At 44.3% G+C, this 18,042-nt stretch carries 17 protein-coding genes and 1 pseudogene; 5 read left to right on the top strand and 13 right to left on the bottom strand.

All coding sequences use genetic code 11. The features are described 5' to 3' along the window. Window positions 1-14: 14 nt before the first annotated feature. The 7 genes and pseudogenes from QJS83_RS13010 to QJS83_RS12980 all read right to left on the bottom strand — a co-directional run bounded on the left by QJS83_RS13010 (window position 15) and on the right by QJS83_RS12980 (window position 5,847). On the bottom strand, window positions 15-1,166 hold the full coding sequence (locus QJS83_RS13010; protein ID WP_284605358.1) for a sensor histidine kinase: 1,152 nt from the start codon (window positions 1,164-1,166) through the stop codon (window positions 15-17). A gap of 199 nt (window positions 1,167-1,365) precedes the next feature. Next, a complete protein-coding gene (locus tag QJS83_RS13005; RefSeq protein ID WP_284605357.1) occupies window positions 1,366-2,058 on the bottom strand; it encodes a hypothetical protein in 693 nt (230 codons plus the stop codon). Window positions 2,059-2,168: 110 nt separating this feature from the next. Further along, the gene (locus tag QJS83_RS13000; protein ID WP_284605356.1) at window positions 2,169-2,864 is read right to left on the bottom strand and encodes a hypothetical protein; all 696 of its coding nucleotides are present in this window, start codon (window positions 2,862-2,864) and stop codon (window positions 2,169-2,171) included. A gap of 117 nt (window positions 2,865-2,981) precedes the next feature. Continuing rightward, window positions 2,982-3,665 carry a hypothetical protein gene (locus QJS83_RS12995; protein ID WP_284605355.1) on the bottom strand — a complete coding sequence of 228 codons (684 nt, stop codon included), beginning with the start codon at window positions 3,663-3,665 and terminating at the stop codon, window positions 2,982-2,984. Between the two features lie 252 nt (window positions 3,666-3,917). Continuing rightward, window positions 3,918-4,097: pseudogene (locus QJS83_RS12990) on the bottom strand (Hsp33 family molecular chaperone HslO); the annotation flags it as partial. 82 nt (window positions 4,098-4,179) lie between these two features. Continuing rightward, on the bottom strand, window positions 4,180-5,193 hold the full coding sequence (locus QJS83_RS12985) for an alpha/beta fold hydrolase (RefSeq protein ID WP_284605354.1): 1,014 nt from the start codon (window positions 5,191-5,193) through the stop codon (window positions 4,180-4,182). Between the two features lie 9 nt (window positions 5,194-5,202). Then, window positions 5,203-5,847 (bottom strand): hypothetical protein, encoded by a 645-nt coding sequence (locus tag QJS83_RS12980; protein WP_284605353.1) that lies wholly within the window; start codon window positions 5,845-5,847, stop codon window positions 5,203-5,205. Window positions 5,848-6,132: 285 nt separating this feature from the next. Here QJS83_RS12980 and QJS83_RS12975 point away from each other — a divergent pair, with 285 nt between their 5' ends. The 4 genes from QJS83_RS12975 (at window position 6,133) to QJS83_RS12960 (ending at window position 10,778) form a co-directional block, all read left to right on the top strand. Continuing rightward, a complete protein-coding gene (locus tag QJS83_RS12975) occupies window positions 6,133-7,266 on the top strand; it encodes an MIDAS family adhesin (protein WP_284605352.1) in 1,134 nt (377 codons plus the stop codon). Between the two features lie 264 nt (window positions 7,267-7,530). After that, window positions 7,531-8,217 (top strand): FliG C-terminal domain-containing protein, encoded by a 687-nt coding sequence (locus tag QJS83_RS12970; RefSeq protein ID WP_284605351.1) that lies wholly within the window; start codon window positions 7,531-7,533, stop codon window positions 8,215-8,217. A gap of 220 nt (window positions 8,218-8,437) precedes the next feature. Beyond that, complete coding sequence (locus QJS83_RS12965; protein ID WP_284605350.1) at window positions 8,438-10,165, top strand: alpha/beta hydrolase family protein; 1,728 nt, start codon at window positions 8,438-8,440, stop codon at window positions 10,163-10,165. Beyond that, window positions 10,158-10,778: a pyroglutamyl-peptidase I gene (locus tag QJS83_RS12960; protein ID WP_284605349.1), complete on the top strand. Its 621-nt coding sequence runs from the start codon at window positions 10,158-10,160 to the stop codon at window positions 10,776-10,778. The genes QJS83_RS12965 and QJS83_RS12960 overlap by 8 nt, the downstream gene beginning before the upstream one ends. A gap of 60 nt (window positions 10,779-10,838) precedes the next feature. On the opposite strand, the gene QJS83_RS12955 is transcribed toward QJS83_RS12960, so the two are convergent. Beyond that, window positions 10,839-11,921, bottom strand: coding sequence for an OmpA family protein (locus tag QJS83_RS12955; RefSeq protein WP_284605348.1), 1,083 nt, complete (start codon window positions 11,919-11,921; stop codon window positions 10,839-10,841). Between the two features lie 184 nt (window positions 11,922-12,105). Between QJS83_RS12955 and QJS83_RS12950 the strand changes: the two genes are divergently transcribed. Then, window positions 12,106-12,672 carry a hypothetical protein gene (locus tag QJS83_RS12950; RefSeq protein ID WP_284605347.1) on the top strand — a complete coding sequence of 189 codons (567 nt, stop codon included), beginning with the start codon at window positions 12,106-12,108 and terminating at the stop codon, window positions 12,670-12,672. 2 nt (window positions 12,673-12,674) lie between these two features. On the opposite strand, the gene QJS83_RS12945 is transcribed toward QJS83_RS12950, so the two are convergent. The 5 genes from QJS83_RS12945 to QJS83_RS12925 form a co-directional block, all read right to left on the bottom strand. After that, a complete protein-coding gene (locus tag QJS83_RS12945; RefSeq protein WP_284605346.1) occupies window positions 12,675-14,192 on the bottom strand; it encodes a carboxylesterase family protein in 1,518 nt (505 codons plus the stop codon). A 136-nt stretch (window positions 14,193-14,328) separates the two neighbouring features. Beyond that, window positions 14,329-14,922, bottom strand: a complete 594-nt coding sequence (locus QJS83_RS12940) for a YceI family protein (protein WP_284605345.1) — start codon at window positions 14,920-14,922, stop codon at window positions 14,329-14,331. Between the two features lie 112 nt (window positions 14,923-15,034). Beyond that, on the bottom strand, window positions 15,035-15,394 hold the full coding sequence (locus QJS83_RS12935; RefSeq protein WP_284605344.1) for a hypothetical protein: 360 nt from the start codon (window positions 15,392-15,394) through the stop codon (window positions 15,035-15,037). Between the two features lie 237 nt (window positions 15,395-15,631). After that, window positions 15,632-16,990 carry a hypothetical protein gene (locus tag QJS83_RS12930; RefSeq protein ID WP_284605343.1) on the bottom strand — a complete coding sequence of 453 codons (1,359 nt, stop codon included), beginning with the start codon at window positions 16,988-16,990 and terminating at the stop codon, window positions 15,632-15,634. A gap of 149 nt (window positions 16,991-17,139) precedes the next feature. After that, window positions 17,140-18,006 carry a hypothetical protein gene (locus QJS83_RS12925; RefSeq protein ID WP_284605342.1) on the bottom strand — a complete coding sequence of 289 codons (867 nt, stop codon included), beginning with the start codon at window positions 18,004-18,006 and terminating at the stop codon, window positions 17,140-17,142. Window positions 18,007-18,042: the final 36 nt, after the last annotated feature.

Here is an 18,042-nt window from a genome sequence, read left to right as displayed (position 1 = left end):
CTGCAGCGATTGATTTAAAGTGCCGCGTGATTTTTAGCGATTTCTTTATTGAGCTTCGGGAACAAAAGAACGACTTGAGTTCCAACACCGACACGCGAGCGGATCTGCAGTTCACCACCGACAGACTCTACCGTTTTACGAGCGTCGTAAAGTCCAAGACCGTGTCCGTTTTCTTTTCCATGACTTACACCCTCTTGTGCAAGTGACGGCAGGATGTCTTCAGGGATGCCGCTGCCATTATCCATAATTTGCAAAAGCCAATGCTCTGGGCGCTCCATCAAAGTGATATTGATAGAGGCTTCCTTTTCTGGAAGCGCTTCCAAAGAATTGTTAATAAGGTTGCTGACGACACGTTGAACTTTCAGCGCTTCGAGCGTGACAGGCACGTTCTCTGAATGGATATGCTTGTGCCATGTGAAGTTCACTTTAGGATTTGCAAAACGGTATTCCTTAAGCAACGACTCCAACAACTGCGTGAGGTCTGTCTCTTGGCTTGTTCGCATTGAGCTCACGGTGGATTTTTCTTTTTGACCTTTGTTGAGCAAATCGTCCGCGATACCGCGGATTCTTGCGACGGCCAAATTTAAAAGCTCTCTTTTATCTGAACCCATTTCGTGCGAAAGCTGACTCAGAGTCGTCAACGCCATTAAAGGACCGCGAATATCGTGCGCCACTTGGCGAGAGACCGAAGCGATTTCTTTATTCAGTGCCAGCTCGGCAGCAAGCTTTTGCTCGTGCAACTGATTCTGAAACTCGCGGCGCAAACTAAAACCAATGAAGATCATGCCTAAGACGATGCCCAACATAAACAAGGGCGACAGAAGAGCTTTCAGCGCAAGATCTGCAGAACTGAAGCACACCCGCATACTGCCACTTGGAAGTGAATTATACGTAATCGGAACGTCAGTGAAAATACGGCATTGAAGCTTCTCTGGACTTTGTACTTCGGTTTGCGCAACAGCCGTATGCACTTCTTTAAGCTGCTCCAAAATTTTATTTTGCAGGCTGGGATCGCCTTGAAAGATCTTGGCTTGAGCGATGTCGTCTTCCCAAATACCGACGTATTTTTCGACGGAGGCTTTGGCGCTATGAACCTCAAATCCAAAACTCAATACCGCCACCAGCGCACATGCACCGATAAAAATCGCCAGAAGCGACTTTGACAAGTATTTGATTTTTTTGAGTCTACTCGGGTCCATACCCCAGAAAACAGCAAGTCCCGCTCCCGCCCTAAACACGCGGTGGTCGCCGGCGGGTGTTTATCCCCTTGACGGTGACTTTCTTGGCAAAGCACCGTCTCGATTCGAGACACTGCAACAAGCCGGAGCATTCCTAAGTGTTATCCTCCCAGTCTCATTGCTTTCTTTATTTAGCCGGTTTTTTAGATACCTTCATCGAGTCTGGAATGCCTTTGCACTCAAAGCTAGATGCAATCTTTTTAAAGTCTTCCGGAAAATCAAATTTTTTGCTCTTTATAAGATCCAGGGATTGTTTGCCTTGGTGAGCTCTGGCTCCAACACCGTAAACTTCACCACGACAAATAATTCTCACTGAATAATTGAGCTGTATCTCGTAGCCTATTTTCATATCTCTTACAATACTGTCCAATGTGATGAAATAAGCAGCGGGATATCCATTCACGGTACCCCTTTGATCATAGATTGCATTCCCCGGCGACAAATCATCTGCAGTTTTCGCGTTCTTGTAATTCCCTCTTGTCCAATACACGGCAAGCCAGCCTACCCACTCGCCTTTGTACCCGGGACACTTGTCTGTTCTGTCAATTGAGATGTGAGGAGAGATTTGAACATTATCTTCTTCACTTTCGTCTTCCGGTTTAAAGCATTTAGGATATTTAATTCTGTAATATTTCGTGTCAAGGGAACTCATCTCACGAACATCCTCGGGAGTTAACTTCCAATTCAACGGCTCTTTCGCGCGGAAAGAGCCAGAGTCACGAAACTCTTTAATTATGCGACTGATATCATCAGAAACAGTTGCGCTTCCACTATGTACGTAAAAAATTAGGAAGAATAATACCCAGTATTTTGCATTCACTCTTTTAAACCCTCTTTGTAAATAGCGGGATTCCTTTAGTACGCTTGAACATCCAACTTTCTCATTCCGCAAAGTCGTCAGATTCCCAAAAAATGCAAGCACCTCTTTCTTTATTTCTTACCCGTTTTTTTCAAAACCTTCATGGAGTCTGGAATGCCTTTGCACTCAAAGCTGGATGCAATCTTCTTAAAGTCTTCCGGAAAATCAAATTTTTCGCTCTTTATAAGATCCAGGGATTGTTTGCCCTGCAAAGCGCTCGCGCTAATAGCGTAGACATCTCCTTTGCAAAGAATCAGAACAATATAACTAAGCTGCACCTCGTAGCCTATTTTCATGTCTCTTACAATGCTATCCAATATAATGGAATACGCAGCGGGATAACCATTAACAGTACCTATTTGATCATAGATCGCATTCCCGAGCGTCAGATCATCCGCAGTTTTCGCTTTCTCGTAATGCTCTCTGGTCCAATAGACGGCAAGCAAGTCTACCCACTCACCTTTATACCCGGGACATTTTTCCGTTCTGTTAAATGTGATGTGAGGAGAAATTTGGACGTTGTCCTCCTCGCTTACATCTTCCGGCTTAAGGCATTTAGGATATTTAATTTTGTAATACTTCGTATCGAGGGAATTCATCGCACGAACATCGTCGGGAGTTAATTTCCAATTCAGTGGCTCTTTCGCGCGGACAGAACCAGAGCTGCGAAACTCTTTGACTATACGTCCGATTTCATCTGAAACAGTGGTCCATCCATTATTGCAGGAAAAAATTATGGAGAATAATATCCAATATTTTGCATTCACTCTTTTAAACCCTCTTTGTAAATAGCGGGATTCCTTTAGCACGCTTGAACATCCAACTTTCTCATTCCGCAAAGTCGTCAGATTCCCAAAAAATGCAAGCACCTCTTTCTTTATTTCTTACCCGTTTTTTTTCAAAACCTTCATGGAGTCTGGAATGCCTTTGCACTCAAAGCTGGATGCAATCTTCTTAAAGTCTTCCGGAAAATCAAATTTTTTGCTCTTTATAAGATCCAGGGATTGTTTGCCTTGTAGAGCGCTCGCGCTAATGCCGTAGACATCTCCTTTGCAGAGAATCAGAACATTATAATTAAGCTGCACCTCGTAGCCTATTTTCATATCTCTGGTTATGCTCTCCAAAGTAACCAAATAAGCGGCGGGGTAATTATTAACTAAACCTCTCTGTTCATAAACACTTCTTCCAAGTATAAGATCATCAGCTGTCTTCGCTTTTTTAAAATGGCCATCTAACCAATAGACGGATAATAGTTCCACCCATTCCCCTCTATATCCGGGACATTTTTCCGTTCTGTTAAACGTGATGTGAGGAGACATTTGCACGTTGTCCTCCTCACTTACATCTTCCGGTTTAAAGCATTTAGGATATTTAATTCTATAATATTTCGTATCGAGGGAGTTCATCTCCCGAACATCCTCAGGTTTTAACTTCCAATTCAACGGCTCTTTCGCTCGATACTCGCCGGAATCATGGAATTCTTTCGAAATGCGATAAGTTTCAGAGAGATGCGCTCCTACGGGGGATATATAGGAAACGGTGATGAGTAATATCCAATATTTTTGCATCCCAACCTCAGAACTTTATTTCTTTTCCAACGAAAAAACTTTGATCAATCTCGATAGAAAAGTTGCCCTATAATTGTCTCTTGCTTCCTGAGAATTAGGAGAACTATCGCATAAAACAGAAATTTGATTAATGCATACTTGGTTTATAATCTTAAAACAGTTTATAGGTCTTGCTTAAGAAAACAACAGTGGCCGCACTTTCCCTAGACAAAAATCCTTTATATTAAGGCGCCGTCACAATCCGCGAAGGGTTTAGTGCATAGACTCTTTGTGCACGCGGCCTTTGATTTCGCCGATTTCTGCGACGGTGACTGTGTAAGGGCGGCCGCAGATTTGGCAAGTGACGGCGGCGTCGTCGTTTTTGTTGATCATGTCTTGAAGTTCTTCTTCTCCTAAAGTTTCAAGAGCGCGCACGACGCGTTCTTTTGTACACGGGCAGAAGTATTAAATATGAAAGTAATCCGGGTTTTTTTGTTTTCAAAACACAGAAATCTAAATCTCTGAATCTGATCTACTATAGATTTTTTATTAATACTTTCCAGAAAGCTTCGAAGTCTTCGATGAAGGGCATGTGACCCAAGCCTTTCAGTGTCACAAGTTTTCCTTTTGGAATCATTTGTGCGACTTGTTTGCTGATGACAGGATAATTTCCCATTTTCTTTTTCATTTCATCAGAAGCCCAGGCTTTGCCGATGGCTGTACGGTCGCGATCTCCGATGATTAATACTGTCGGCATTTTTAGATTTTTAAATTCATAAAAAACCGGTTGAGTGAAAATCATGTCTGAAGTTAAAGCCGCATTCCACGCGATCAACTTATAGTCGGGGCCTTCAAGCCAGCCTGTTGGAATTTCCAACCACTTGTCGTACTCAGACTTCCATTTTCCATCGTAATAACTGTCGAGTTGGTATTGTTTGATTTTTTCAGGTGAGCTCGCGAGTTCCGCCTTAAATCCTTCATCGATATTTCTATACGATGTCATCGTTTTCCAATCTTCAAGACCGATAGGATTTACTAAGAAAAGTTTCGTCACGCTTTCGGGATACATCAATGCAAAACGAGTCGCGACCATTCCGCCCATCGAGTGACCCAGAAGATTAAATTTTTCAACACCTAAACTTTGCAAAAGATTCTTAGTGTTTTGGGCAAGTGTCTGAAAGCTATATTGATAGTATCCAGGCTTCGAAGATTTCCCGAAACCGATTTGATCAGGAACAATCACACGATAGCCTTCTTGGTTCAGACCCAATATGACTTGTTCAAAATAAGCGCCGGGAAAATTCTTTCCGTGAAGAAGAACGATAACTTTGTCAGAGGGTCTTCCGGCCGGGATATCTATATAAGCCATTTTCAAATCTTGCTCTTGAGATTTGAATGCAAAATATTTCACTGGAAACGGGTATTGATACTGAGTCAATTCCGCATCGAAACCTTTCATCGCGGCGGCTTCCGTCTTTTTTGTCGACGGTGTTGTCGCGCAAGCTGAAAGTAAAAAAGCGGAAGCAAGAAGAGCGATGAAAGTTTTCATATTTTCTCCTTATTTTTGCGCGCCTGCAGGTGGGGTCGCAGTCGCCGCTGGCGGTGTTCCTTGTTGATTCTGAGTCGGTGATGAAGAAGGTTGTGCGCTTTGGTTATTCTGTGTAGCTGGCGGTGTCGCTTGATTTGCCGAAGCAGAAGGAGCAGCTTCTTTTTGTACCGGAGCCTGTTCGGCAACCGCAGGAGGAGTCACTCGATTCAAATCATTCATCGTGTAAGTACGACCGATTTCGAAAATTTTGTTTTTCGATTTAATGTCGAAGAGACTGGCTTGAATAATCACGCCGGGATTTTCTTCGTCAGGAAGATCCATGAACTCCAACTCCAGATAAGAGGTGCCCTCTTTCACGCGTTGGATTTGTGGACGTTCTTTACCGAGAATCGCGCGAGCGAGTTCCGAATTCATGCGAATCTCTACAGTCGCTATGGAATTCCACTGAGCGGGAAGCTCGCCTTGTTGGGACAAGCTTTGAAAATCGTCGTTGATCATTTTAGAAAGCTGTTGCGCCGGAGTCAGTTGCACACAAGACTCTTCCGGCTGTGCATTTTTAGCGCCTTTCTTGCCTCCCATTTCGTCTTGAAAAGTTAGATAGGCTAAAATACCAGCGGCCACAATGATGAACGTACCAAGAAGCTTATAAACCATTTCTCACCTCGCTTAGTTATTATTGGAAAGAAATAAAGGAGCCTCAAAGGCTTTCCTCTGGGAGACCAAAATCGCTCCTTCCGGCCAGGTTCCCTAAAAAGTCGTAAACCTCTGAAATTCCACATAAAAAAGTGTCTTTGAGGGGCTCTTGTCAAAGAGATCGACAACCTTACGGCTCAGACAGAGACAGGGGCGAGGGTGCCAATTCCTTATGAAAACAAGGACTTAGAGTGTGCCAAGGATTCTGGCACTGAGCTTGGAAGTAAAGAAGTGAGAGAGGTGTCTATGAATACACTCACAAGACTAGCAGCATTGTCCTTTTTGGTAGGACTTTACGTGGGATGTTCCCCTGTGAAGTTCTCTTTGGACGACAGTAAATGTAAAGACTCGGGCTGCGTGGTACAGAACGGTAAGTACTCGTTCAATTATTCCGCGACGGCGGGTTATGGGAAGGTCGATATCCTTATCGTCAACGATAACTCGGCATCGATGTCTTTTGAACAAGCGCGCTTGGCACCTCGATTCGCGAATTTTATCTCTGAATTGGACAGTCGCAAGATCGACTATCGTATCGCGATGACGACGACGGATGTTTCAGGCTCACGCGGTGGCAACCTTATTTATTTTAAAGAGGGAACGCCCTTCATCACGCCAAACAACACGGACAGATACACTTTGTTCAATCAAACTATTCAGAGACCGGAAACTTTGTCTTGTGAAAAGTTTATTGCAAACTGGATTCGTAATAATGGAGGCAACACAAGCTCCATCAATTCAACGGCATATCAACAGCAGTATGCTCAAAACTGTCCTTCGGGCGACGAGCGTGGTGTTTATGCTGCGAATATGGTTGTGAACAGCAACCCCTCGAATTTTATCCGTAACGACGCTCACTTGGCGGTGATCTTCTTGGCGGACGAGGATGAAAGAAGCGGTCTTTACGCAAATCAAGGCTACCTTCTTGATCAAATGGATCAGCCCGCTTATTTGGTTTCTAATATTAAGAGCAAACTTGGTGAGGATAAATTCAACTCATTGAGCGTGCATGCAATCGTGGTTAAAGACCAAACTTGTTTGAATCAGCAAAACAGTCAGACGTTGGATGGTTATGGGCCAACAACGGGATTGGTGAGTGGAAGTGTAGGGCATGTGTACCTTTCCTTCACAAATCAAGGCTGGGGTAATGCTGCAGACATCTGTTCTTCAGACTATACGAGCCAGCTTGGACAAATCCGTTCGCAAATCACGGATCGTATCAAAGATATCGTGTTGAACTGTTCTAATCCGACAGACCTTGTCGTGACGGTTTCAGGAAGTCCTGTCTCTTACACGGTGTCTGGTAAGACGTTGAAGTTCACTCAATATTTGAATCCAGGGACAAGCGTCAGTCTTTCTTATAAATGTGATTCGCTTCAGTAAGAAGTCACAACAAATCAAAATACCAAAGCAAGGTTGTTGAACAACCTTGCTTTTTTTATTTAAACTCGTGGTAGGGTCTGTTTCCGAGGGCGAAACTGTTTCTTTTCGAGGAATGTAACGATAAGTTTTCTCGAAGTGAGACGTGCGCGAAAAAATCTTTAATAAAATGTGGAACTCTTGGACAGCAACATCAATCTTTTTTGTTTTGTGAAAAAAAACGCGTTCCGCCTTTAGTCCTGAAAGTCGATTCCGATAAAGTTCACCATGGGCATGTTAGACAGATACAAAAAAAAGGGCGGCTTCTTTCAACTTCTTCAACTCTTGGAAACATCACCGAATGCGAAGCGTGAGCAGTTTTTAAGTCTCATCGCAGGGGAAAGTCCTGCATGGGAAGAGGCTTTAAGAAAAAGAATTCTTACCATCAATCGGGTTTACTCGTGGGAGAGTCAGTACCTCGTAGAGATATTCTCTCGAGTGCAACCGCTGACTCTTTCAAATGCGTTGCATGGAAATCCGCCGGAACAGGTGGAGCAATTGCTAAGCTGTCTGCCGCCGATTTCGAAAAGGAAAATTACGGATTTGATGGCAGAGTCGAATCCCACTCCTGCGGAGAAGGGAACGTGCGTTTCTAAAATTCTTTCGGAAGTGCGCGGCTTTGTTTCGCAAGGTATATTGAAACTGGAAAAGGTCGATCCCGAGTTGCTTGTTCCTGAAAACATCGAGGAGATGTTAAGTGTCGGTGGCTACGTCACACCACCGGTGATGGATTCCGAAGTAACGAAAAAAGAACCGAGACCAAATGCGATCGGTGAAACGACGGATCCGGGCGCGCAGCAGGAAGTTGATTTCTTAAAGCGCAAAATGAATCAACTGGCTGCGGAGGTAAATGCTTTGAAGCATGAAAACTCCGTGCTGAAAGATAAGCTCGCGCAAATTAAAAAAATCGCTTAGAACAAACTCCGAAAAATGCCGCAAAAGTTTTGCGGCATTTTTCATTCTTAGCAGCTCCTTACAACGGGGAGCTTTGAAATATTTGTCTCATTCTGAGATCGTGAATCAGACTCGCCGAAAGTCTTCCGAATTTGTAAACGGATTAGACAAAGTGAGTTTTTTCTAAACCCAGCCTAACATTTAGTCCGATAGACCTCATGAAGTACGTGAGGTAACAGCAATGACGTTTCAGACTTTCAGTATGTTTGTCGGTTCTTTTTTGTTCGTAAATGTAGTGCAAGCGCAAACACTGGGCGTATCACCCAACCAAGATCTTGAGTCCAAGTTCTACGAAGAAATGGCGAAAGAGGCGGGTGTAGACCAACCAAAAAACCTGGGCTTCTTTGAGGAAGTGCCAGATGGTCTCAGCTCTAAGGACATGAGTCCAGAGTGTGATCCGCGCCGTTTTGAAGATAGCGTTGTCGGTAAAAAACTTTCAACGGCTCAGTATTATAAAACCGCTAAGAGCTATTTTAAGAAGTGCGGAAGTGAGTTAACGAAGAACTCAACAACCGGTATCTTGGGACTTCTTAAGTTTTCAAAATATCAGTATCCTTTTCTTTCGCATCCGCAAATCAAAGAATTTCTTGTGAAGCTTCCTAATGGAACGCGCATTCCTGGGATTTTGGCTTTGAAGCAGGATCCGCGCCCACGCCCTTTGGTGATCGTGAAGTGTGGCGTTTTCTGCTCGGCAGGTCCGACGGCTTCGATGAAGAGCTATATGATGCATCTTTTTGATCAAAGTCCATTTAATGTGCTCTTGCTCGCGAATCAAACGGGCATGGATTACATTTATCTGAATAAGACGGTCACATTGGGCGGTTGGTCTGAGGGGTATGAAGCCATCGAAATCGGGAAATGGATGCAAGAGAAATGGGAGCATCGCGATCGTATTTCGAGTGTTCATTTTATGGGTATCAGTTTAGGCGGAAACGCGGCGGTGATGGGCGCGGCATTCAACGATAAGTATCTGCTTTCAAACGGCCGTAAAGTATATAACTCTGTGACGGCGATTTGTCCTGTGATCAGTTTAAGACCGACATTGGATAAACTTTATGGCAGCCAAATTGTGGGGCGCATATTCGCCAGCATGACGCGCGATCATTTCAGGGAAGCTCGTCAATACATCACGGATGTTCCTGATCTTGTTGTCGACAGCAAGATTCCTGGCAGCCGTCATGCAATGGCCGATTATATTGGCGAGCTGGCGTCTTCCTCTTTACAACGCCGAGGTATTGCAAGCACGCCGCAGTCTTATTTTAAAAGTAATAACTTTTGGAATTGGAAAGAAGAAGTAAAAACGCCTTTGCTGGTGTGGGCTTCTAAAGACGATATGGTGGTAAATAATAAGATTAATGCTTATGTGATGGAAAATGACGATTTCTATCAAAACTCTCCGCACGTAGGTGTTTTGAATTTAACATACGGTAACCACTGCGCCTTTTCTTCTGCTTACGGTGCCCAAGCGGCGGGTGCTGTATTGCGCACTTTCGTTTTGAATCACAGTCCGGAGTTTGTAGACGAGTATAATACGAAGCAACAGCTCCCTTGGACATTGGGATTTAAAAAGATGGGTGCTCAGTTTGAGCATATTGGTCAAACGTGGAATTTCTATTCTCAATCAGAGCAGGCTAAAGTTACTTTCCGGTTGTTCAATTGGCGAGCTCACGACAAGTGTTTTGAAGAAGGACCCTGGTCCGCCAATCCTTCATGTACGACGAAAAAAGAATATTGGGTACCGCTGTCATCCCTTAAAGCTATGGGTGCACGTGTGCCTCGCACTGACGCCGAAGCCCAAGCTTTGACGCGTGAATTTAACACGAAGGTGGAATTCAGAGTGCAAGGCGGTCCATTGAACGGTACGAATAAGAATGAATTCTTTATGACGTGGAGAAATAATTTTGAATAGGATTCTGGTAACGGGTTTTCGTCCGTTCCTTGGAGAAAGAATAAATCCTAGTGAAATCCTTCTTGAGTGGATCAAGAAGGATTTTGCCGTTTCATATCCTGTCCAGACTTTGTTGTTGCCGGTGTCATTTGCCAATGCCTCTGTGGAGCTTGAAAACAAACTTGCTGAAAGCAGCGTCGACATCGTGTTGATGCTAGGGCAGGCAGGAGGAAGAACCAAGATTTCGCTTGAAAGAGTCGCCTTAAATTGGATCGAAACTGAAAAGCCAGACGAAGATGGTATCACGCCTAAGCAAGGTAAAATAGATTCGCAAGAGGCAGCGGCAACCGCTTTGTTTTCGTCGTTACCGCTCACGGAATGGAAAGAGCATCTTACGCAAAGAAATCTGCCTGTGGAGATATCTCTGAGCGCCGGCGGATATGTTTGTAACCACGTCTATTATAAAACTCTTCAGGCTATTTATAAAAAACACGTATCCATGCAGGCGTGCTTTATTCATGTTCCTTATTTGCCGGAACAAGCCGTTAATAAGCCCGGTATGCCAACGATGGAGCTGGCGGTCATGCAAGAGACTCTGTCTCAAATTCTGCAGCTGTCCTCGAAGAAAAAATAGACACAGGTCAAAATAAAAAGGCGCTAAGCTTTTGCCTAGCGCCCAACTAAATATTTATCACTATTCAATTTCTGAAAGAACCTCACGCAACTTCTCTTCATCTTTAACTCCGACAAAGACAAGTTCAGCACGGCGGTCACCCGAGGCCATGCCAGTGGTATCGGATGTTCCTTTACCGACAGCGACGACGTTGTTAACACCATTTTTTTCTAAGATGGAAGCAACGCTTTCAGCTCTTTGTTGAGAAAGTTGTTGATTGAAGTCAGCACTACCAGTGGAGTCGGCATATCCGTGAATTTCAACTCTTTCTACAAGATCAGGGTTTTCACTTAATGCTTGAGCTACTCGAGAAATTTTTTGCTGGTCTTGAGAGCTGATATTTGATTTTGCAGTTTGGAACTGGATGTTCGCACTAGTGCCGGCAATCATACCGTAATTCACTTCTTGAAGAGCGGAGCCGGGAGCTGTTTCAGCAACAGGTCGAGCGGGTTCTACTTCAGTGAATTCTTCGACAGCGACAACTTCTTCTTCTTCGGCTACGGGATTTTCAGAAGCTACTGTCGTTCTGTAAGCTTGAGGATTCCAACCGATTTGTAAGTCGATAAGGTATTGATACACTTGACCGTCCGTATTGTTAGTAAGGGCCATGGCACGAGCACCAAGACGAGCTAACCATGCGGGAGATAAGTTGAAATCTCTAAGGACTTGCAAACCTACGAACTGAGCATCCGCTTGATCGGCAGTATAGTTAGGGCCTTGATCAAAGAATTGGTTGGCAACAACGCCGGCTTGCCATCTATTGGCCCAACGGTAACGAGCTGCAATCTCTAGAGCTCCGTCGGTGTCGGAGTCATCGAGTTGCGTATAGTTTTGGTAGTTAATACCGTAACCTACGTCGATCACTGTCGGGTTGTCGAAGTAATAAGAACCTAATAATTTAAGTGTTGCTGGTGTTCCTTCCACATCGCCATCGGTGTCATATCCGGTGTAACCACCGCCAAGACCGATAAAAGGTAGGAGGCCACGGGGAGCGCTCGCTGCTTCTTCTCTAGTAAATTCGAGGGCGCTCGTTGTTGCCTCCTCCTGATTTGCCTGTGCAAAGAAACCGACAACTAATAGTGTGGTGAGAATTATTGTTTTCATGGCAGTCTCCTTTTCTGGACGCCTTCAGTATTGTCCTGTGGCCAAATATTTCAATTTTTTGCGGGGCCAAAGAATGTGGCTTTGTCGGAATAAATGGCTTTTCCTGGGCAAAAGGTACGGTTTATGAATTACGAAGATGCAATAGGCAAGACCTGTTGCTAATGTCACTGGAAAGGAGAAATCTATGCGCTTTATTTCATTGATTATAGTGAGTTTGCTATTTGTAGCCTGTTCATCAAAACACAAAGCGAAAGATGTCGATACAAATGTAGATATGTCAGCTCCTGTAAGAGGTGACTCTGTCATTGGTGTGAAGGACGGTGACATGGTTTACCAGCGAAAAGTTGCAATGAATGAGGAGCTTCGTCGCCTTGAATTGGATGTCTATGATCTGGAAGCGCGCGTATTGGGCGGCCCCCGTTATTTAGATAACAGAGGTTTGTACGGTGTTTTGCGTGATTGCAGAGTGCAGTTAGGTGATGCCGGCAATAATGGGGATGGCAAAGTACGCTGGACCGAAGCGCGTGAATACGTCACGCCGGAAGAAGACTATTCCTCCGTAGGTGTTGAAGATAAAAAACGCATTGTTGGCGTGTCTGAAGAATATTTAAAAGATCGTATGGCGAGATACAGAGAATATAAAAAGGTTCTTGAAAAACGCCAAGACGAGTATGAAACCAAAGTCAAAGTCTGTGAAATGGAACTTGCAACACAGAAAAGAAAAGCAAAAAGTTCCGAAGCCCAAGATTAGTATCAGAGGTGGGAATCAAAACTTATTTTGCTCTCCCACCTTTTATCCGCCGGTCCTAAAAATGCATTGGGATCGCTCTTCCAGAAAAAGCCTTTAAAATAGAGCATCATTTTTTTCCTCAGACGTTCGCGGGACATTTTGTTTTGCGAGGTCCATGCGAACCTGCCAAAGTTATCCTGATTGCTGATAAAGTTCCCGAAATAAAACATGGTATCCATGCCGTGAACGGCTCCAAAAATTTCTTTCCAAGGAGAAGGCGTTTCCTTCCACTTAAAGATGTAGTGGTACACGTGCTCTTGATGTATCTGCAAAAGCCGGTAAATATTGTTAAGAGTTAGATGGATGGAGGCGCTGGCTGCAGCGCTGCTGGATTGAAACTTGTCAATATCCTCTACAAAGTCCCCGGTGGAAAGAGAATCGGGCGGAGATTGAATCCAGCGCCAAAGGGTTTGAGCATCGGGTTTAAAATAGAATCCGCCGACAAGATAACTTCCATCATCAAGAGTTGAACCCACGATCATAGGTACTTTGTTGTAATCTCCTAAAGTCGTTCCGACAAGGCCGTGGGGAAACACGGTGCCATCAATGATGTGTTGAAGGGGGACCGTATAAGTGTAAGCTCGCGCGAGGTCGTCACTTGAAAGCGAATAAAGAAATTTTTTAAGCCAAGCAGAACTTTTCTTTTCTAAAAACAGGGCTGCCGTCTCTTTGTCTTTGGCATAGCCGGCATTCACAATTAATTTTTCAATAAAATTTTGGGAGCGCTTTTCCGCCATGGCTTGAGGATAAGCGTTGGGCATTCCAGATGAACAAACAGCCTTAGCATAAAGACCTAGTGCGAGAGGACTTTGCAGAAGACCCCACACGTTCATGCAGCCGGCCGACTGACCCATAATCGTTATATTTTCGGGATCGCCGCCAAAGACAGCGATGTTTTGACGGACCCATTTTAAACCCGCAATAAGATCCAATGTCGTATAATTGCCAGTGCGATCCAAAGTATTTCCGCTAAGAATTTTGTGTTGAAATGCGCCCAATAATCCAATGCGATAATTAATACTGACGAAGACCACATTGGCATGTGCTGCGAGAAATGCACCATCGTACATCGGGTCCTTCGCGGTGCCTTTAAAGTTCGAACCTCCATGAATCCAAAAAACGACGGGGAGTTTTTCGGAAATTTTCCGAGGCTTCCAGATATTCAAATAAAGACAATCTTCATTACCGACAGGAAGACCGAATTGATCACTCGGCACACGCGCGAAAAAGTTCCCAAGTTGCGGGCAAGCTGGAGGAAGTGTCGTCGCATTCAGGATCTGGTTCCACGGACGCGGAAGGCGCGGCGCCTTCCAACGGAGTTTATCAACGGGCGGTTGAGCGTAAGGAATACCTAAGAAGAGTTCAGTGTCGTAAGCTGTATTCTTGCCAGAGATAGCGCCATAGAACGTATTATAGACATCTGAGGCCCATAGTGACTTTGCAAAAAGAAAGCTAAGAAGAACAACAAATATTCGGCCCATACTTTTTCATACTCTGCCGAAATGCTGGTGCCTAGTTTTATACTCGCAATGATGAATGTTACCTGTTGTTCGCGGTAAAAACAAAAAAGGCGCTGGAAGCACCAACGCCTTTTGTGAATTTCATTAACGAATGAAATTATTTTTTCGCAACAAGTTTCAAATTGAGTTCGAATTCGTCAGCGATGATTTTGTCAGCCGCAAGTTCTTTGAAGAAGTTGCCAGAGCCGTATTTAAGACCCCATTTTGTGCGGTCGATTTTTACCAAAGCTTCGCCGGTCATAACACCTTTATCCAAAGTTACTTTTGCAGGGAATTCGATTGGATTTGTTTTTCCGATCATTGTGAATTCACCTTTAACCAAAACTTCGTCTTTTGATTTTGGCGTGACGCTCAAAAGCTTGAAAGAAGATGTAGGGAATTTTGTGACGTTGAAGAAGTCTTCATTGGAAAGGTGACCGATAAGTTTTTTCTGATAATCAGGGCTGTCTTTAAGATCGTTATTTGTGATTGATGCCATATCAATTGTGATAAGACCACCCGTGATCTGACCTTTTTTATCTACTTGAACTTGGCCTTCTTTGACAGCGATTCCACCATTGTGAGAGCTGCCCATTTTTTTCATGCCTTTCCAAGCAACTGTAGAGGCTTTTGCGTCGACTTTGTAAACGTCTGCGGCGAAAGCATGTACACCAAACAAAACTACCAAAGCTGCGAGAACCGATTTCATCATTTTTTCTCCTTTGTAAAATCGCATGTGCCATTTTAGATAAGAAATTACCAAAGAGAGTAGGAGAAAAAAGAGCGGACTCGACTTGGGGAGTAAAACTTGGGTTCCCGAATTTTTATCCAAAAATCCGGCGCAAACGATTCATGAAACCCTGCTCAACATAATTTTCCGGATCTTCGCATAAACGCAGATAGTTTTGGTCTATATAAATGAGATGCTCATAGATCTGTATGACGGCTTCCTGTGCGGAGGCGTAGCCCGACTTTGATATGGTGTTTTTGTATATAACACCGTCTATATCAATGCTGCCGTTTTCGTGAATTATTACGTGGATATCGTTAAAACCGTATGTGCGGGCTATCTTCTGCGGTATGGAAATCAATCCCTGGAATTTAAGATGGCGAAAAGACCAAGCACTAGAAGCCTGCTCTTCAAGCTTTGTTGCAATATATTGAATGACGCCTGGGTTGGACATATTTACCTCTTACATATACGTACGAAATAGAGAGTAAATAGAGACCAGAGAACCTCCCTGGTCTCTTTCTGCGTTCCATATCGGAATTTCGCGGAAAGTTCTTTAGATCCTAATAAACAAATAAAGTTTATCTCATATTTATCGTGTTAAATCGCGACAATAACTTCCAAGGTGAGCCGGAGTTCATTCACAGTGTATCGTAATGTTTCACCGCTTCTCACCGCGGGTCGATAATTGCTATTTTACGTGTTTACTCAAACCAAAACGATAACGGAAAGTCAGATTGAACTGTGTTGCTGTCTCTGGGTAATTCAAAGAGGCTTTCTTGCCGTCCGCATGTTTTAGATTTGTTTTTCCGTATTCGACACCGACTTCGAGATTGCGAATGCCAAGCAAGTTGCGGCAGTTCGTTCCCACGGCCCAGCCGTCAACGCCTCGAACATTTTCAAAAGTGAATTCTCCGTCGGCGAATTTTCCGTTATTTTCAAAAAGATGTTTGTTCACGTAAAAGTCCCAAGAGCAAAGCGTCGTTTCCAAACCGCGATAGGCCACCTCAACACCGTGAGCATCGGATTTTACTTGGTCGCCGTGACGTCCATTGCCGTCATTGACTTTGTTGCGATTGAACTCGGAGCGGAAAACACGAACTTCGGCTTCTCCGTATTTGGAAGTAAACATGTAGCCCAAATAAGTCGTTAAATCATCTTGCGATCTTTTTTGTCCTGGATAGCTGCCGGTGTCTCCGTGGCTTCCTGTCACACCGATATAGATATCGTGGTTCTTCAAATAAGGTGATGAAGCCGCGAATACTTTGCGAAGAGCATTTGTGATTCGCAATTCCATTGTGCCACCATACGCGGGATAAGAATTGGCGCGGCTGTCGGCAGGATCAATATTGGATTCACCTTTTAAACCGTCGCCATCAATCACGCTGAAGGAAGTTAGAAGGACGCGGTCCAACTCTTCTTTGAGCTGATAATTGAATTGAATGCCTTTGTCGTAACGAACCATGATTCCGTAGGGCGCAGTCATATAATAACGACTCGGCTTTCCCTGAAGAGGATAAAGACCGTTTACAGGAAAACTTCCGGCGAGCACGGTCACCTCTTGCGAATCCGTTAAGGCGATATTCGCGCCGATGTTGGCAAGCAACCATGGACGATCCACATAGCCATCGGCGCGAAGTCTGTTGGCGTTGTGAAAGTTCTGTTCTTCTTTTTCGTTATAGTTCAGAACCTGATTTTTGGGGATAGCGCTGACAGAGATAAATATCTGGCGAAACTTTCTGTCTTCGAAAGTGCGCGAAAGTTTTGCTTCTCCTTCCACGACAGCGTCACCCATGGAAGCCTCGTTGCCGCCGTTTCTGCGCAAATCATTTTTAAGAAGAGCCGCGACTTGTGCATCCGCGGACGTCTCGACGCAGTAGCCATTTACATAGACACCGTTACGGATATAGCAATCATTTATGCCGTCTTGATTTTTAAGATAGGTTTCTGAGTCCCAGCCAAAAGTTTCCGCTGAGGCCGTGGATGCACCGAAAAGAACGAGAAATGCCGCTACAGGCAGGTGAGTTAATAATGAAAACCCTTTTTGCATAAAATGCTCCTTATGAAATTTGCTGACGAGCGTCTTTATGCCATGTGATTTGGCAATCTCCTCATTAAGAAAAAGAAAAAATCTGTTTAGTGTTTTGCAGCTTGGAACATCTTGGAACTTGCTAGAACAAAGCTTAAGAATGTGAAAGGTTAGAACTTCCAATTCAATATGAGCGGACTGATGTAGTACTGCCCCCAGCGGTCTTCCTCCAAGTAAGGGGAGACATACTTGAACTGCACCTGCCAGAAATTCCACTTAAAACCCCAGGCCCATTCATAGCGGTAGGGACGAGGGTTCGCGTAAACCTTACTGGTCTTCTGATTTACGAAACGATTCTCTCCGGCAATGGAAAAGTTGGCTGACAGAGGAAAAATCAGCGACGTTGCGATTGTTTCTTCTTCCATGATCTGACTTCTTCCGTAGTAAATCATCGAAAGTAAATAGTCGCTCCACAGATATCCGATGCCGACAGTTCCAGCTCCATAGGTCCCTTCATAGCGGCGCCCGAAATCCTCCCAAAGATCGTCCGAGGCAAAGACTTCGTGAATATAACGATAAACGTTGTCACCCGCAAAGTTGCCGAAAAAATCTCCTGCGAAACTGAGTTCCAATTTGACTCGGCCAAAAAGCCGACTGTAGGCGATTTGCAATTCGAGCCATTCAGCGAAGATACCGACTTTCTGATCAAGATCTTTATGGTCGAAACGTGTGCTGGTGATCGGAGTCAGTAAACGCGTATTGAGCGCAAGCTTTAGGGCCTCTGGTGTGGGAGAAAAAGCTCCCATTTCTTTCTTTGTTTGCAGGCCTCTAAAGTATGCCAGCGCAGAGGAAAATGTAACGAGTTTGTCCGTTTGCCCAAGCCAGTCATTATTGTGAACGTCGAAGAATAATCCTGGATCGTTTAAATAGAGAGTTCCCGTATCACCGATAGCCGTGCTTGGAGGATTCGGAAGACCGAGATCGCCAAAACACAAAGCGGGCAAGAGGACAATGAGGATCACAATCCACGAATTCATTGGGCAAGTTTACTGTGAGACAGTTCCGACGACACT

Source organism: Bdellovibrio sp. 22V, from assembly GCF_030169785.1.
In the GTDB taxonomy this organism is placed as follows: domain Bacteria; phylum Bdellovibrionota; class Bdellovibrionia; order Bdellovibrionales; family Bdellovibrionaceae; genus Bdellovibrio.
The sequence above is the reverse complement of the archived record's forward strand: the minus strand, read 5'-3'. Positions and strand labels throughout refer to the sequence as shown.

What these genes read in the sequence shown, in the direction of transcription:
- QJS83_RS12975 (WP_284605352.1), top strand. Translation starts at nt 6,133, where the DNA reads ATGAATACACTCACAAGACTAGCAGCATTGTCCTTTTTGGTAGGACTT.
- QJS83_RS12925 (WP_284605342.1), bottom strand. Translation starts at nt 18,006, where the DNA reads ATGAATTCGTGGATTGTGATCCTCATTGTCCTCTTGCCCGCTTTGTGT.
- QJS83_RS12935 (WP_284605344.1), bottom strand. Translation starts at nt 15,394, where the DNA reads ATGTCCAACCCAGGCGTCATTCAATATATTGCAACAAAGCTTGAAGAG.
- QJS83_RS12995 (WP_284605355.1), bottom strand. Translation starts at nt 3,665, where the DNA reads ATGCAAAAATATTGGATATTACTCATCACCGTTTCCTATATATCCCCC.
- QJS83_RS12950 (WP_284605347.1), top strand. Translation starts at nt 12,106, where the DNA reads ATGCGCTTTATTTCATTGATTATAGTGAGTTTGCTATTTGTAGCCTGT.
- QJS83_RS12985 (WP_284605354.1), bottom strand. Translation starts at nt 5,193, where the DNA reads ATGAAAACTTTCATCGCTCTTCTTGCTTCCGCTTTTTTACTTTCAGCT.
- QJS83_RS12980 (WP_284605353.1), bottom strand. Translation starts at nt 5,847, where the DNA reads ATGGTTTATAAGCTTCTTGGTACGTTCATCATTGTGGCCGCTGGTATT.
- QJS83_RS12955 (WP_284605348.1), bottom strand. Translation starts at nt 11,921, where the DNA reads ATGAAAACAATAATTCTCACCACACTATTAGTTGTCGGTTTCTTTGCA.
- QJS83_RS12945 (WP_284605346.1), bottom strand. Translation starts at nt 14,192, where the DNA reads ATGGGCCGAATATTTGTTGTTCTTCTTAGCTTTCTTTTTGCAAAGTCA.
- QJS83_RS12970 (WP_284605351.1), top strand. Translation starts at nt 7,531, where the DNA reads ATGGGCATGTTAGACAGATACAAAAAAAAGGGCGGCTTCTTTCAACTT.
- QJS83_RS12940 (WP_284605345.1), bottom strand. Translation starts at nt 14,922, where the DNA reads ATGATGAAATCGGTTCTCGCAGCTTTGGTAGTTTTGTTTGGTGTACAT.
- QJS83_RS12965 (WP_284605350.1), top strand. Translation starts at nt 8,438, where the DNA reads ATGACGTTTCAGACTTTCAGTATGTTTGTCGGTTCTTTTTTGTTCGTA.
- QJS83_RS12930 (WP_284605343.1), bottom strand. Translation starts at nt 16,990, where the DNA reads ATGCAAAAAGGGTTTTCATTATTAACTCACCTGCCTGTAGCGGCATTT.